At 68.2% G+C, this 14357-nt stretch carries 12 protein-coding genes; 10 read left to right on the plus strand and 2 right to left on the minus strand.

What is annotated here, in order from left to right:
• Positions 1-29: 29 nt before the first annotated feature.
• The 4 genes from sseA to ATE62_RS15445 all read left to right on the plus strand — a co-directional run bounded on the left by sseA (position 30) and on the right by ATE62_RS15445 (position 4953).
• Positions 30-869 (plus strand): 3-mercaptopyruvate sulfurtransferase, encoded by an 840-nt coding sequence (gene sseA, locus ATE62_RS15430; RefSeq protein ID WP_058808236.1) that lies wholly within the window; start codon positions 30-32, stop codon positions 867-869.
• Positions 870-1296: 427 nt separating this feature from the next.
• Positions 1297-2628, plus strand: a complete 1332-nt coding sequence (gene chrA / locus ATE62_RS15435; RefSeq protein WP_058808235.1) for a chromate efflux transporter — start codon at positions 1297-1299, stop codon at positions 2626-2628.
• Between the two features lie 190 nt (positions 2629-2818).
• Positions 2819-4027, plus strand: a complete 1209-nt coding sequence (gene metC, locus ATE62_RS15440) for a cystathionine beta-lyase (protein ID WP_058808234.1) — start codon at positions 2819-2821, stop codon at positions 4025-4027.
• The gene (locus tag ATE62_RS15445; protein ID WP_058808233.1) at positions 4024-4953 is read left to right on the plus strand and encodes a mechanosensitive ion channel family protein; all 930 of its coding nucleotides are present in this window, start codon (positions 4024-4026) and stop codon (positions 4951-4953) included. The genes metC and ATE62_RS15445 overlap by 4 nt, the downstream gene beginning before the upstream one ends.
• Before the next feature lie 34 nt (positions 4954-4987).
• Here ATE62_RS15445 and ppa read toward each other — a convergent pair whose 3' ends face one another.
• Together ppa and ATE62_RS15455 are read right to left on the minus strand one after the other, a co-directional pair.
• The gene (ppa, locus tag ATE62_RS15450; protein WP_058808232.1) at positions 4988-5524 is read right to left on the minus strand and encodes an inorganic diphosphatase; all 537 of its coding nucleotides are present in this window, start codon (positions 5522-5524) and stop codon (positions 4988-4990) included.
• A gap of 88 nt (positions 5525-5612) precedes the next feature.
• Entirely contained in the window at positions 5613-7538 is a 1926-nt protein-coding gene (locus ATE62_RS15455) for a M61 family metallopeptidase (RefSeq protein WP_058808231.1), read from the minus strand.
• Between the two features lie 93 nt (positions 7539-7631).
• Between ATE62_RS15455 and hisS the strand changes: the two genes are divergently transcribed.
• The 6 genes from hisS to ATE62_RS15485 all read left to right on the plus strand — a co-directional run.
• Entirely contained in the window at positions 7632-8879 is a 1248-nt protein-coding gene (hisS, locus tag ATE62_RS15460) for a histidine--tRNA ligase (RefSeq protein WP_058808230.1), read from the plus strand.
• Positions 8879-9946 carry a peptide chain release factor 1 gene (prfA, locus tag ATE62_RS15465; protein ID WP_058808229.1) on the plus strand — a complete coding sequence of 356 codons (1068 nt, stop codon included), beginning with the start codon at positions 8879-8881 and terminating at the stop codon, positions 9944-9946. The genes hisS and prfA overlap by 1 nt, the downstream gene beginning before the upstream one ends.
• A 19-nt stretch (positions 9947-9965) precedes the next feature.
• Complete coding sequence (gene prmC, locus ATE62_RS15470) at positions 9966-10796, plus strand: peptide chain release factor N(5)-glutamine methyltransferase (RefSeq protein WP_058808271.1); 831 nt, start codon at positions 9966-9968, stop codon at positions 10794-10796.
• A 268-nt stretch (positions 10797-11064) separates the two neighbouring features.
• Positions 11065-11904 carry a DUF4167 domain-containing protein gene (locus ATE62_RS15475; RefSeq protein WP_058808228.1) on the plus strand — a complete coding sequence of 280 codons (840 nt, stop codon included), beginning with the start codon at positions 11065-11067 and terminating at the stop codon, positions 11902-11904.
• Positions 11905-11967: 63 nt separating this feature from the next.
• On the plus strand, positions 11968-13374 hold the full coding sequence (locus tag ATE62_RS15480) for a DUF4139 domain-containing protein (RefSeq protein ID WP_058808227.1): 1407 nt from the start codon (positions 11968-11970) through the stop codon (positions 13372-13374).
• A 10-nt stretch (positions 13375-13384) separates the two neighbouring features.
• Positions 13385-14357 (plus strand): DUF4139 domain-containing protein (locus tag ATE62_RS15485; protein ID WP_443028868.1); only part of this gene is annotated, 973 nt, incomplete at its 3' end.

Genomic DNA, 14357 nt, shown 5'->3' on the forward strand with positions numbered 1-14357 from the left:
CCGCCGCCGGGTCGTAACAGGAGCATGACATGGACGCCTTGGTCTCAACCGACTGGCTGGAACGCGAACTGGGGGCATCGGACCTGCGGGTCGTCGATGCGACGAAATTCCTGGAGGCCGACCGCGACGCGCGGGGCGAATATGAAGCGGGCCACATCCCCGGCGCGGTGTTCATGGACCTGGCCGAGCTGACCGACGCGAACAGCAGCATCGACAATATGGCCCCCCCGGCCGAGAAATTCGCGAGCCGCATGCAGTCGCTGGGCCTCGGCGACGGCAGCCGCATCGTGCTCTATGACGACAGCCCGCTGAAGAGCGCGGCGCGCGCCTGGTGGCTCTTGAAGCTGTTCGGTGCGCACGACGTCGCGCTGCTCGACGGCGGGCTCGCCAAGTGGAAGGCCGAGGGCCGCCCGCTCGAAATGGGCAAGCAGACGCTCCGCCACCGCCACTTCACCGTGTGGCGCGACGCCAAGGCGGTGCGCACCAAGGACGAAGTGCTCGCGAATGTGGACAGCGGCGCCGAGCAGCTGGTCGACGCGCGCTCGTCGGCGCGCTTCACCGGCGAAGAGCGCGACCCGCGCCCCGGCGTCGCGCCGGGCCATATCCCGGGGTCGAAGAGCCTGCCCTATGGCGAGCTGTTCAACGCCGACGGCACCTGGAAGCGTGGCGACGATCTCAAGGCGGCGTTCGACGCCGCGGGGGTCGACCTCGACAAGCCGCTGGTCACCACCTGCGGCAGCGGCATGACCGCGACCGTCGTCGCCTTCGGCGCGCACCTGCTCGGCAAGGACGATGTCGCGGTCTACGACGGCAGCTGGACCGAATGGGGCGCCGATCCGGCGACGCCGAAGGCGACCGGCGCGGCGTAACCCGTCCGCGCGGGCATGGCTCCGCGCGCAGCGCCATTTTCGTTTCGCGCAAAGACGCAAAGGCGCAAAGAGGTCGCTCCCTCTTTGCGCCTTTGCGTCTTTGCGCGAAACCTTCTCGAAACCGGCCGCGGTTTGGTGACCGGCGGTCGCGTTTTTGACTCGCACAAAGCCACGAAGCCACAAAGGGGAGCAGCCAGTGCGCGTCGCTTCCGGCGGCAACCATCTTTGTGGCTTCGTGCGAGATATTTTAGAAGCTCGCTGGGGGCAGTCGCAAGCGCGGCTTTGGGACTGCGCTGCTTTTTCTTGCTTGCCCGCTCCCGCTGCGCCGCGTTAATCCAGCGCTATCGGGGCGAGGCAACCTCCCGGTCAGGCATCCGCCCAAGCGTTGCTTTTTCACCCGGCTCTGCCGGCTGGAGAAGCGTGACCGATGACCGAATCTTCCCCTCCCTTAATCCCCAGTTTTGCCGAAGCGGTGCGCGCCTATGCGCGGATCGGCTGTTTGAGTTTCGGCGGCCCCGCGGGGCAGATCGCGCTGATGCACCGCGAATTCGTCGACGAGCGGCGCTGGGTCGACGAGGCGACCTTCCTCCACGCGCTCAATTTCTGCCACCTGTTGCCCGGACCCGAGGCGCAGCAGCTCGCGACGTGGATCGGCTGGCGGCTGCACGGGCTGCGCGGCGGGCTGGTCGCGGGGCTGCTGTTCATCATCCCCGGCGCGCTGGTCATGCTCGGCCTGTCGGCGCTCTATGTGATGGCGACGGGGGTCGACTGGTTTGCGGCGCTGTTTCTCGGGATCAAGGCTGCGGTGCTCGCGATCGTCGTGCAGGCGCTGCTCAGGATCGCGGGGCGGGCGCTCAAGACGCCACTCCAGCGAGGGATAGCGGTCGCGTCCTTTGTCGCCATTGCAATCCTGACCCTGCCCTTCCCGGTCGTGATCCTCGGCGCGCTGCTTGTCGGCTGGGCGGCGGGGCGCTGGCGGCCCGAGTGGCTGAAGCTCGCGCCCGCCGCGGCGACGCCGGCCCCGCCTGCGCGGTCGGCGTGGCGGCAGAGCCTCTCGGCGGTGCTCGGCTGGGGCGCAATCTGGGCGGCCCCGATGCTGCTGATCCTCGTCACGCTCGGCAAACAGCATGTGCTCTGGGACATCGGGGTCTTTTTCTCGCAGCTCGCGGTGGTGACCTTCGGCGGCGCCTATGCGGTGCTCGCCTATATGGCGCAGGAGGCGGTGTCGGGTTACGGCTGGCTGCGGCCGGGCGAGATGGCCGACGGGCTGGGACTCGCCGAGACCACGCCGGGGCCGCTGATCCTGGTCACGCAATTCGTCGGCTTCCTCGCGGCCTATCGCGACGCGGCGCCCTTCACACCCTTCGTCGCGGCGTTGCTCGGCGCGGGTCTGACTCTCTGGGTGACCTTTGCGCCCTGTTTCCTGTGGATCTTCGCCTTTGCGCCGTGGATCGACCGGCTCGAGCGCGCCGCGGGGCTGAAGGGCGCGCTGGCGGCGGTGACCGCGGCGGTCGTCGGCGTGATCGCCAACCTGTCCTTGTGGTTCGCGCTGCACGTGCTGTTCCGGCGGCTCGAACCGAGTGGCTGGGGTTTCGAGGTGCCGGTGTGGGCGTCGGTCGACTGGGCCGCGGTGCTGCTCGCGCTGCTCGCGGCGCTGCTGCTGTTCCGCCTCAAGCTGGGGATCATCCCGATGCTCGCGATCTGTTCGGTCTTGGGCCTGTTGATCGGGCCGGGCGGGGCCCTGCTGGCGTTCGTTTGAAAACCCGCCCGTAGCGCCATTTTGACTCACGCAAAGGCGCAAAGGCGAAAAGATTTTGGCGCGGAGCAGCGCCCGTGGACCTGAACTCTTCGCGCCTTTGCGCCTTTGCGTGAGATGAGGAATGGCCCGCTGCGCGGGCAGGAGCATGCCCGCCACTGGATTTTGCGCCCCGCGCCGCTAACAGGGGCGCATGAGCAAAAGCGACGACGACAGCCTCCGCCCGGCGACAAAATTGGTGCAGGGCGGGCGGCGGCCCGAGTGGACCGGCGACCCGCGGCTGGGCGGCAGCATCGTCAATCCGCCGGTGTGGCGCGCCTCGACGATCCTCTATGACAGCATCGCCGACCTGAAGGCGCGCGGGCATGCGACGCACGACAAGCTCTATTACGGCCGCCGCGGGACGCCGACGGTGTGGGCGCTCGCCGATGCGCTGACCGACATGGAGCCGGGCGCCGAAGGGACCTTGCTCTATCCCTCGGGCGTCGCGGCCAATTCGGCGGGCATGCTCGCGCTGCTCGCGCCGGGCGATCATCTGCTGATGGTCGACAGCGCCTATGAGCCGACGCGCGCCTTCTGCAACGGCATGCTGGCGCGGATGGGCGTGCGCACGACCTATTATGACCCGCTGGTCGGGGCGAGGATCGCCGACCTGATCACCCCCGAGACGAAGCTGATCTTCCTCGAATCGCCGGGCAGCCTGACCTTCGAAGTGCAGGATATTCCCGCGATCACCGCGGTCGCGCACGAACGCGGCGTGCTGACGATGCTCGACAACACCTGGGCGACGCCCTTGCTCTTTCCCGCGCTGGCGCACGGCGTCGACGTGACGATGATGAGCCTCACCAAATATATCGGCGGGCACAGCGACGCGATGATGGGGTCGCTGACCGCGACGCGCGCGGTGTGGCCGAAGCTGCGCAGCGCGGCGTACCAGCTCGGGCAGGCGGTCTCGCCCGACGATTGTGCGCTGATGCTGCGCGGGCTCCGGACGCTCGACGTGCGGATGGCGCGGCACCAGGCGAGCGCGATTGCGGTCGCCAAATGGCTGGCGGCAAGGCCCGAGGTCGGACGCGTGCTGCACCCGGCGCTTCCCGGCGATCCCGGCCATGAAATCTGGACGCGCGACTTCGGCGGTGCGAGCGGGCTGTTCGGCTTCACGCTGAAGGGCGCCGACGAGGCGGGGCGGACGCGCTTCATCGAGGCGCTGGCGCATTTCGGCATCGGTTTCAGCTGGGGCGGCTATGAAAGCCTGGTCGTGCCGAGCAATCCGGCGGATATCCGAACGGCCGTGACTTGGGGCGACCCCGACCCGCTGCTGCGGCTGTCGATCGGGCTCGAGGATCCCGCCGACCTGATCGCCGATCTTGCGCGCGGTTTCGCCGCGCTGGGCGCGGCATGAGCGTCAAGGCCGACCTGCGCGAGGGCGCCGAGGGCGTCGCCGCGTCGATGCAGGCGATCGGCATCGACGTCGGCCAGTATCGGCTGTCGCTGTACAGCGTGGCGTCGACGATCGTCGTGGGCGTGCTGCTCTATGTCGGCGTGAAGCTCAGCATGCGCGCGATCAAATGGCTGCTGCGGCGCAACACGCAGATCGACGACACCCAGCGCATCTTGACCGAGAAGCTCATCGCGATCGCATTGTTCGTGTTTGCGATGCTGTTCGGCATCGACCTGCTCGGCATCGATCTCACCGCGCTCGCGGTCTTTTCGGGCGCCGCGGGCCTCGCGATCGGCTTCGGGCTGCAGAAGACCGTCGGCAATCTGATCGCGGGGATCATCCTGCTGATGGACCGCTCGATCAAGCCGGGCGACGTGATCGTCGTCGGCGACGGCAGCAGCATGGGCGGATCGGCGACGCTCAATGGCATGCCCAATGTCGGGCGCGTCGCCAAGATCGGGGTGCGCGCGGTCAGCGTCGTGACGCGCGACGGCAAGAAGCACCTCATCCCGAACGAACTCTTGATGACGCAGCCCGTCGAGAATTGGAGCTATTCGAGCCGCGACGTCCGCGTGCGGATGCGCGTGCCGGTGGCGTATGACTGCGACCTGCGCGCAGCACAGGCGATCATGGTCGACGTCGCGAAGGCGAATCCGCGCATCCTGACCGATCCCGAGCCGGTGGTGTGGATCACGGCGTTCGGCGAACGCGCGGTCGAGCACGAACTCCGCTACTGGATCTCCGACCCCGAGGCGGGGCTGGGCAATATCCAGGGCGAGGTGTTCCTGGGGATCTGGGACCGCTTCAAGGACGCGGGGATCAGGATTCCCTATCCGCGGACCGATGTTCGGGTGTTGGCGGACGAGGGCGCATCCGAGAATAAATAGCGTCGCCCCCGCCTTCGCGGGGGCGACGTTTTAATCAGAACCCCACCTTCTTCGCGCGTTCGACGCATTCGACGATGATGCGCTTGGCTTCCTCGACGTCGCCCCAGCCGTTGAGCTTCGCCCATTTGCCGGGTTCGAGGTCCTTATAGTGGGTGAAGAAATGCTCGATCTGCTGAAGCACGATCGGCGGCATCTGGGTGTAGCTCGCGACGTCGGCATAATAAGGGAAGGTCTTGTTGACCGGCACGCAGAGCAATTTCTCGTCGCCGCCGGCATCGTCTTCCATCAAAAGCACGCCGATCGGGCGGCACTTCACCACCGCGCCCGCGACGATCGGCGAGCGCGCGACGACGAGGGCGTCGAGCGGGTCGCCGTCCTCGCCCAGCGTGTGCGGCACGAAGCCGTAGTTGGCGGGATAGCGCATCGGGGTGTGCAGGAAGCGGTCGACGAAGAGCGCGCCCGACGCCTTGTCGAACTCATACTTCACCGGCTCGCCGCCGATCGGCACTTCGATCAGCACGTTCAGGCTGTCGGGCGGGCTGTCGCCGGCCGGGATCAGGTCGATGCGCATGGGAGATGCAGTCCTTTATCTATTGATTCGCGCGCGCCTTAGCCCTCGCGGGCGCAGCGCGGAACCCCTCGCTTCACAGGAATGCGAGTTAAAGTGCGCGTTTCGCCGCCAGCAGCTGGTCGAACCAGTCGGGCCCGGTGCCGGTCTTCTCCAGATACGGCCAGCGCAGCCCGCCGCGATAGTCGATCTCGACGGTGCGATAGCGGCCGCCGCGTTCGACAAGCAATTTCACCGGCGTCTTGCCGTCGGTCGCGGCGCGGATCGCGGCCTCGATGCGCTCGCGGCTGTAGGTCACGCCGTCGACCGCGACGATCTTGGTCCCGTTGACGATGTCGGCCTTGAAGGCGGGCCCGTCCCACAAAATGCTGCCCGCGACGCCGTCCTTGTCGATGACGAGGCCCAGGCTGTGGGTCAGGTCGGCGTTCTTCGCGCGCGACATGCGGTCGCGGTCATAGACATTGGGCGCGTCGCGCCAGACGAGGCGGTAGCCGGCGGCCTCGATGCCGCCCGTCGGCGCGGGACGGCCGGGCGCCTGCATGCGGTCGCGCAGGAATTTCGCCCAGTCGTATGGATGCACCGCGTTCAGCGCCGCGACGACATCGTCGAAATCATAAGTGTCCTGCCCCCAGTCGCCTTCGCGCCCGCCGAAGAAGGCCTTGGCGAAATCGTCGAGGCTCTTCGCATTATTGGTTGCTTGCCGGATCAGCATGTCGGCCTCGAGCCACATCAGCCCGCCCTCGTTGTAATAATCCTCGGTACGCGTCGCGCTGGGGAAGGCGCGCGCCTTGCGCGCCGCGATGATCGGGTCGAGCGTCGTATCCTCGACCGAGCGCCAGGCGCGTCCCGCCTGCACGGTGTAGAAGCCCGCGTTGGTCGCCCATTCGGCGAGGATCATCTCCTTCGACTGCATGCCCGAGCGGCCCGCGAGGACGAGGTCCCAATAGCTGGTCTGCCCCTCATAGACCCACAGCAGATTATCCTGCATCGGGGTGCGATAATCGGGGGTCCAGAGCTTGTCGGGACGGCGGTATTTGCCGTTCCAGCTGTGCACCAGCTCGTGCGGGAGCAGCCCGCGCTCGCTGTCGTTGTCGTCCCATTTGGTGAAATAATCGGGGTTGCGGCTGTTTTCGCTCGAGCGGTGATGCTCGAGCCCGATGCCGCCGAGCTCGTCCGACAGCGCGAGCAGGAAGTCGTAGCGGTCGAAATGGCGCACCCCGAACAGCGCGACGGCTTCGGCGACGAGCGCGGCGTGGCGCGCGATATGGTCGGGGCTGGCGGCGAGATATTTCTCCTCATCCGCGACGACATTGAGCGTCACGCCGTTGCCGAGCGCCCATTGGCGGAACCAGCGCCCCGCGAACATCGGGCTGTCGACGAGGTTTTCATAGCTGGTGACGCCGAAGCTGTAGCGGTTGCCCGAAACCTTGAGCCCGTCGAGCGCCGCGGCACCGGTCCAGCCCTCGGGCAGCAGGGCTTCGAGCTGCACCGGGATCTGGCGGGTGAAATATCCCGCGGGATAGAGGCTGACCTGCTCCCATTGCAGGTTCATCATCGCGGGGGTGACGACGACGCGGCCCTCCGCCGTGCGCGTCGGCGACAGGAAGTCGAAGGCGATGTCGATGCTCTTCACGCCGGCGGGAACGTCGATGTCGAAGGCGTAGACGTCGGTCGGCTGGCGCGTCCAGCTTAGCGGCTTGCCGCCGGCCGAGGCCTTGAACCCCGCAACCTCGGCGATCGCGCCGCGCGGCGCATGCTTGCCGGGCAGCCACTCGGGATAGAGCAGGGTAAATTTGCCGGCCTTGGTGACCGGGATCGTCTGGCGGACGTGGAAGATGCCGCGCGCGAAGTCGGTGGCGTCGACGCGTAGCTGCATCGTCCCCGGATAGGGGCGGTCGGCGGGCAGCGGAATGGTCAGCGGCTGGACCACGGGCTCGGGGCGGCTGTTGCCCTCCTGCGCATGCGCGGGGGCGGTGAAAGCGATCAGGGCGGCTGCGACGAACGGTGCTTTTTTCATGGCGGCTCTTTGCCGCGAATCGCCGGGGAGGTCCAGCCGCGGCACTGCAAGCGCGCTTTGCCTTTCGACCAAAAGCGACTAGACGCCGCCGCCATGAGCAAGGACAAATCCGCCAAGATCGCGACGCCGCAGCCGGTTCGGGGCACGCAGGACATGCTCGGCGACTTCGCCGACCGCTTTAGCCATGTCGTCGACACCTTCGACCGCGTGCGGCGGCTCTACGGCTACAAGCGCATCGAGGTGCCGGTGATCGAGCCGACCGCGGTGTTCGCGCGCTCGCTCGGCGAAACCACCGACGTCGTGTCGAAGGAAATGTATTCGTTCGACGATCGCGGCGGTGAGTCGATCACGCTGCGCCCCGAATTCACCGCGGGCATCGCGCGCGCCTATGTCACGGGCGGCTGGCAGCAGTTCGCGCCGCTCAAGGTGGCGACGCACGGGCCGCTGTTCCGCTACGAGCGGCCGCAGAAGGGGCGCTATCGCCAATTCCACCAGCTCGACGCCGAGGTGCTCGGCAGCGACAGCCCGCTCGCCGACGCCGAATTGCTCGTCTTCGCCGACCAGCTCTTGAAGGAACTCGGGATCGCCGCAGGGGTGACGCTCACGCTCAACACGCTGGGCGATGCGGAAAGCCGCGATGCCTGGCGCACCGCGCTCGTCGATCATTTCGAGGCGCACCGCGGGAGCTTGAGCGAAGACAGCCTTGCGCGGCTCGACAAGAATCCGATGCGCATCCTCGACAGCAAGGACCCGCGCGACCGCCCGATCGCCGACAGCGCGCCCGATATCGACGCGTTTCTGACGAGCGAAGCGCAGGACTTTTTCGGCGCGGTCACGTCCGGCCTCGACGCCGCGGGGGTCGCGTGGGAGCGCAATGCGCGGCTCGTGCGCGGGCTCGACTATTATCGCCACACCGCGTTCGAATTCGTCACCGACCGCCTCGGCGCGCAGGGCACGGTGCTCGGCGGCGGGCGCTACGACGGGCTGATCGAAGCGCTGGGCGGGCCGCCGACCGCGGCCGTCGGCTGGGCGGCGGGGATCGAGCGGCTGGCGATGCTGCTTTCCGACGACGTGATCGACACGCGGCTCGACGCGGTGATCGCGCTCGAGGACGACGCGCGGCTCGCGCTGGCGATGCAGGCGCTGACGGCGCTGCGCGGTGCCGGCCGCTCGGCCGAGATCGTCGCGACGGGGTCACCGCGCAAGCGTTTCGACAAGGCCGCAAAGATTCCGGCGCACGCGCTGGTGTCGGTCGGCACGCGCGACGACGCGCCGCACATCAATGTGCGCGGCGACGGCGAGCGGGCGAAGGCGGTCGAGGCGATCGTTCGCACGCTCTGATGACCTCCGTTTCCGCCCGTCAGATCGACGCCATCATCGAACGCCACGCCGCCTTGCAGGCGCGCATGGCGACGGGCGATATGGCGCCCGCCGACTTCGTCGCGGCGTCGAAGGAGTTCGCCGAACTCGAACCCGTCGCCAAGGCCGCGGCCGAAGTGGTGCGGCTGCGCGGCGAGGTCGTCGCGCTGAACGAGATGCTCGCCGACCCCGAGATGAAGGCGATGGCGGCGGAGGAACTGCTCGCCGTCGAGGACGCGCTGCCCGCCGCCGAGCACGACCTCGCGGTCAAATTGCTGCCCAAGGACGTCGCCGACGAGCGCGCCGCGATGCTCGAAATCCGCGCCGGCACCGGCGGCGACGAGGCGGCGCTGTTCGCGGGCGACCTGCTCCGCATGTACAGCCGCTACGCCGACGGGCAGGGCTGGAAGGTCGAGATCATCTCGGCGAACGAGGCCGAGGTCGGCGGCTACAAGGAAGTCGTCGCGAGCGTCGCGGGGCAGGGCGTCTTCGCCAAGCTCAAATTCGAGAGCGGGGTGCACCGCGTCCAACGCGTGCCGGTGACCGAGAGCGGCGGGCGCATCCACACCAGCGCCGCGACCGTCGCGGTGCTGCCCGAGGCCGAGGAAGTCGATGTCGCGATCAACGATGCCGACCTCAAGATCGATATCTACCGCGCGAGCGGAGCGGGCGGCCAGCACGTCAACACCACCGATTCGGCGATCCGCATCACGCATATCCCGACCGGCCTCGTCGTGATCCAGCAGGACCAGCGCAGCCAGCACAAGAACCGCGCCAAGGCGATGCAGGTGCTGCGCGCGCGGCTCTACGACCTCGAGCGCGAGAAGATCCACAGCGCCGAGGCGTCGGCGCGCAAGTCGATGGTCGGCTCGGGCGACCGCTCGGAGCGCATCCGCACCTATAATTTCCCGCAGGGGCGCGTGACCGACCACCGCATCAACCTGACGCTCCATCGCCTGCCCGAAATATTGGAAGGCGCGATGGACGAGCTGATCGACGCGCTGATCGCCGAGGATCAGGCGCAGCGGCTGGCGGGGCTGGGTGACTGACACGCCGATCTTCGCGGGCGTGGCGGAATCGCTGCGCACTGCGGCCAATCTGCTCGGCGCGACCAGCGACACGCCGCGGCTCGATGCCGAACTGCTGATGGCGCATGCGCTGGGGGTCGAGCGGCAGGCTTTGCTGCTCGATCCGGCGCGGTTCGAAGTGCCCGAGATATACGCCAATCTGATCGCGCGACGGATGGCGCATGAGCCCATCGCCTATATCCTCGGCTATCGCGATTTCTGGACCTTGCGGATCGAGGTCGGGGCGGGGGTGCTGATCCCGCGCCCGGACAGCGAGACGCTGGTGGAGGCGTGTCTCGACTACGGTCGCGAACGCGGCGCAGGCTGGCCGAAGCGCGTGCTGGACCTCGGCACCGGGCCGGGTACCCTGCTGCTCGCGGTGCTGAGCGAATTTCCCGCGGCCAGCGGCGTCGGCGTCGATGCGTCTGAGTTCGCGCTCGCCTATGCGCGCGACAATGCCGAGGCGCTGGGCATCGCGGCGCGCACCGAGTTCCTGTCGGGCGACTGGGGCGCCGGGATCGACGGTCCCTTCGACCTCATCCTCTGCAACCCGCCCTATATCGCCGACAGCGAACAACTGATGCGCGACGTCGCCGATCACGAACCGGCCGAGGCTTTGTTCGCGGGCGCCGACGGGCTCGCCGACTATCGCCGCATCATCCCCGACCTGCCGCGCCTGCTCGCTCCCGATGGCATCGCGGTGCTTGAAATCGGCGCGAGCCAGCATATCTCGGTACGCGAACTCGCCGAAGCGGCGGGTTTCGACGTCGCTTGCCGCCAGGACCTCGGCGGCCGCGACCGCGCTCTCATCCTGTCCCGTTCGCGGCGCTGACCCGCAATAATTTGCTTGGTTTCGCGCCGAAAGCGGGGTAGGGGCGTGGGTACAGGCCTGATCAGGGTCCCTTTGGCGATGCGGAGCATCGATACTGGTCCGGCGGGTCTGCTTCCCATTTACGATGCTGGTGCGGGACGAATGTCCCGGGCGAGCGGTAACAGGAAGAACCGCGCAAGGGAGCGCGGGCACGACGCGCAAGGGCGCGGTCGGCCAAAAGGGGTTGGCATAGCTAAGAGCTTATTTCGACAGGATGTCTCAGTTGAACATGAACAACCGTCAGGGCGGTCGCCGTCGCGGCCGCAACAACAATAACAACAATAATAACCGCTCGGGATCGGGCGGCGGCCGCGGTGGGGTCGACCAGGCCAACCGCATCGACAGCCGGGCCCGCGGCAACGCGGTCCAGATGATCGAGAAATACAAGAATCTCGCCCGCGACGCCCAGCTTTCGGGCGACCGCGTGCAGACCGAATATTATCTGCAGTTCGCCGACCATTATTTCCGCGTGCACAGCGATTTCCGCGCGCGCCAGGAAGAGCGCAACGGCGGCCAGCAGGATCGCCCCGACCGCCAGCGCGAAGTGCGCGGGGTCGAGGATTTCGACGCGCACGACGACACCGACCTCGACGAGGGCCGGGACGAGCAGGACGAGGGTCGCGAGGACAATCGCGGCGAGCGGAATGATCGCAGCGACCGGGGCGAGCGCGACAATCGCGAGCGCAATGAGCGTGGCGACCGCAACGACCGCGGCGATCGTAATCCGAACCGCGGCAACCGCCGCGACGAGAATGACGACAATCGCGGCAATCGCCAGCGCCCCGAGCGCGTCGAAGCCGAACCGCGCGCCGAGCGCGAAGAGGAAGCCGCGGTCGAGGAAGCGCCCAAGCCCGCGCGCGCTGCGCGCCGTTCGCCGCGCCGTCCGCGCGACGAGGACGAGGGCAATGGCGGGATCGACAGCGCCGTGCTGCCCCCCGCGATCGGCCGTCCCGCGCCCGAACCCGCCGCCGAAGCCGATGCAGCCGGCGACGAAGCACCCGCGCCCAAGGCACGCCGCACCCGCCGCACGCTCGCCCCGCGCGGCGCCGGCGTCGAGGCCGCCGAATAGGCCTAGCCAAGCGGTACGACATGACATAGCCTCTCCCCCACAACCATGTGGGGGAGAGCGATTATGCGCGCTTTGGCAAGGGCTTGGCAGAAGAAGGCTTGGCTTTTGGGGGCCGCCGCCGTCCCCCTTCTGGCACCTCCCGCTTCGGCGCAGGACGAACTCGGCGGCACCGCGCAGGGCGACGTCGCGGTCACCATCTACAACAATGGCCAGTCGCTGGTGCAGGACGACCGCCAGCTCGCGGTCAGCGCCGGGCGCAACCGCATCGAATTTCCCGACGTCTCGGCGCGCATTCGGCCCGAGACGGTGACCTTGTCGGGCGGCGGGCTCGCGATCGTCGAGCAGAATTTCGACTTCGACCTGCTCACCCCCGACAAGCTCATGGACAAGGCGGTCGGCCAGTCGATCACGCTCGTGCGCACCAACCCCGCGACCGGCGCCGAACGCAGCGAACGCGCCAAGGTCCTCGCGGCGAACGGCGGCATCGTGCTCCAGATCGGCGAGCGGATCGAGGTGCTGCGCGACGACGGCCTGCCGGTGCGCGCGGTGTTCGACCGGCTTCCCCCGAACCTGCGCGCGCGTCCGACGCTGTCGGTGACCGTGCAGGCCGAAAATGCCGGCACCGTCCCCGCACGCCTCTCCTACCTCACGCCGAACCTCGGCTGGACCGCCGACTATGTCGCTTTGTTCGACGCCGCCAAGGGCGCGATGGACATGCAGGGGTGGGTGACGCTCACCAACTCGACCGGCACGACCTTCACCAACGCGCGCACCTTGCTGGTCGCCGGCAGCCCGGGCGGCGGGGGCGGCTTTTCGCGGATGAACGCCTCGCTCGACGAAGCGGGGACCGAGAGCAACCAGCGCGAGCGGCTCGGCGACTATTATCTCTATCCGCTCGCCGAGCGAACGACGATCGCCAATGCGCAGCAGAAGCAGGTGAGCTTCCTCGACGTGAAGGGCGCGCCCGCGCGTTCGACCTATGAATATGTCAACGGCTGGCTCGGTGCGAGCACCGACCCGATCAGCGCGGCGAGCGTGTTGCGCTTTTCCACGTCCGCCAACGGCGGGCTCGGCGACCAGCTGCCCGCGGGGACGATCCGCGTCTATATGCGCGATGCGCGCGGCGACCCGCAGTTCATCGGCGAGAACCAGATCGGCCACACCCCGATGGGCTCGGCGATGACGCTGCGCACCGGCGACGCCTTCGACGTCAAGGTGCAGACCACCGTCGTCTCGCGTACGCGCAAGAGCGATTCGCGCTGGGTGACCAAGATGCGCTATGTCGTGACCAACGCGCGGCCGGGGCCGGTGACGGTCGACCTCGCGCAGTCGGGCCTGTGGGGCGACGTGCGGATCACCGAGGAAAGCCTCAAGAGCAACCGCGTCTCGGCCGACCGCGTCGAATGGGCGGTGCCGGTGTCCGCGAACGGCAAGACCGAAGTCACCGCCACCTTCGATTCGCGCTACTGAGGCGCGGCCTATGCGCTGGGCGCGCCTGATCCCGGCCTTGCTGGCGCTGCTCGCGCCGCTGTCGCTGGCGGCGCAGACCGCCGCGCGCCTGCCCGCCGCGCCGCCGCGGCCCGAGGCGCCGGTGGTGGTGTCGTCGGTGCTGCAGGACGTCGCGGTCACCGTCTATCGCGCGCCCTTCCGCGGCGCGGGGCCGATCAATCCCCAATGGCCGCAGGGTTTTGCGCTGGTCACCGAGACGCGCAAGGTGACCTTGCCCGCGGGGAGTGCGGTGCTGCGCTTCGAGGGCGTGTCCGAGGGGCTGCTGCCCGAGACCGCGGTGGTGTCGGGCCTGCCCGACGGGGTGCGCGAGAAGAATCGCGACGCGCGATTGCTGTCGCCCGCGGGGCTGGTCGATGCGTATCTCAAGCGCAGCGTCACGCTCCGCCGCACCGACCGCAAGACAGGCAAGGTGCGCGAGCAGAATGCGATCATCCAGGCGGGACCGAACGGCGGCGTGATCCTCCAGACCCCCGAGGGCTTCGAGGCGCTCGGCTGTTCGGGGCTGCCCGAGCGCATGCTCTACAGCCGCGTGCCCAAGGATCTGTCGGCGAAACCGACGCTGTCGATCCTGGTCGAATCGAGCCGCGCGCGCACCGTGACGCTCCAGCTCGTCTATCTTTCCGAAGGTTTCGACTGGGCCGCCAACTATGTCGTCGACCGCGCCGAGGGCGGCGCGGCGCTGGGCATGACCGGCTGGATCACCGTCGCCAATGGCGGGGTGACGAGCTTTCCGAACGCGCAGCTCAACGTGATCGCCGGACGGCTCAACAAGGGCTATCGCGCACCATTGCCGCGCACCCCGCCGGGGGCGCTGCGGCTGCAATGCTGGCCGATGGACATCACCAGCACGCACCCCTTCTGGGAGCTGCCGCCGATCGTCGAGGTCGCGCAGGATTATGCCGAGGAGGTGATGGTGACGGGCAGCCGGCTGGGGCGCGTCGCGC

This window comes from Sphingopyxis sp. HIX, from assembly GCF_001468285.1.
Lineage (GTDB): Bacteria > Pseudomonadota > Alphaproteobacteria > Sphingomonadales > Sphingomonadaceae > Sphingopyxis.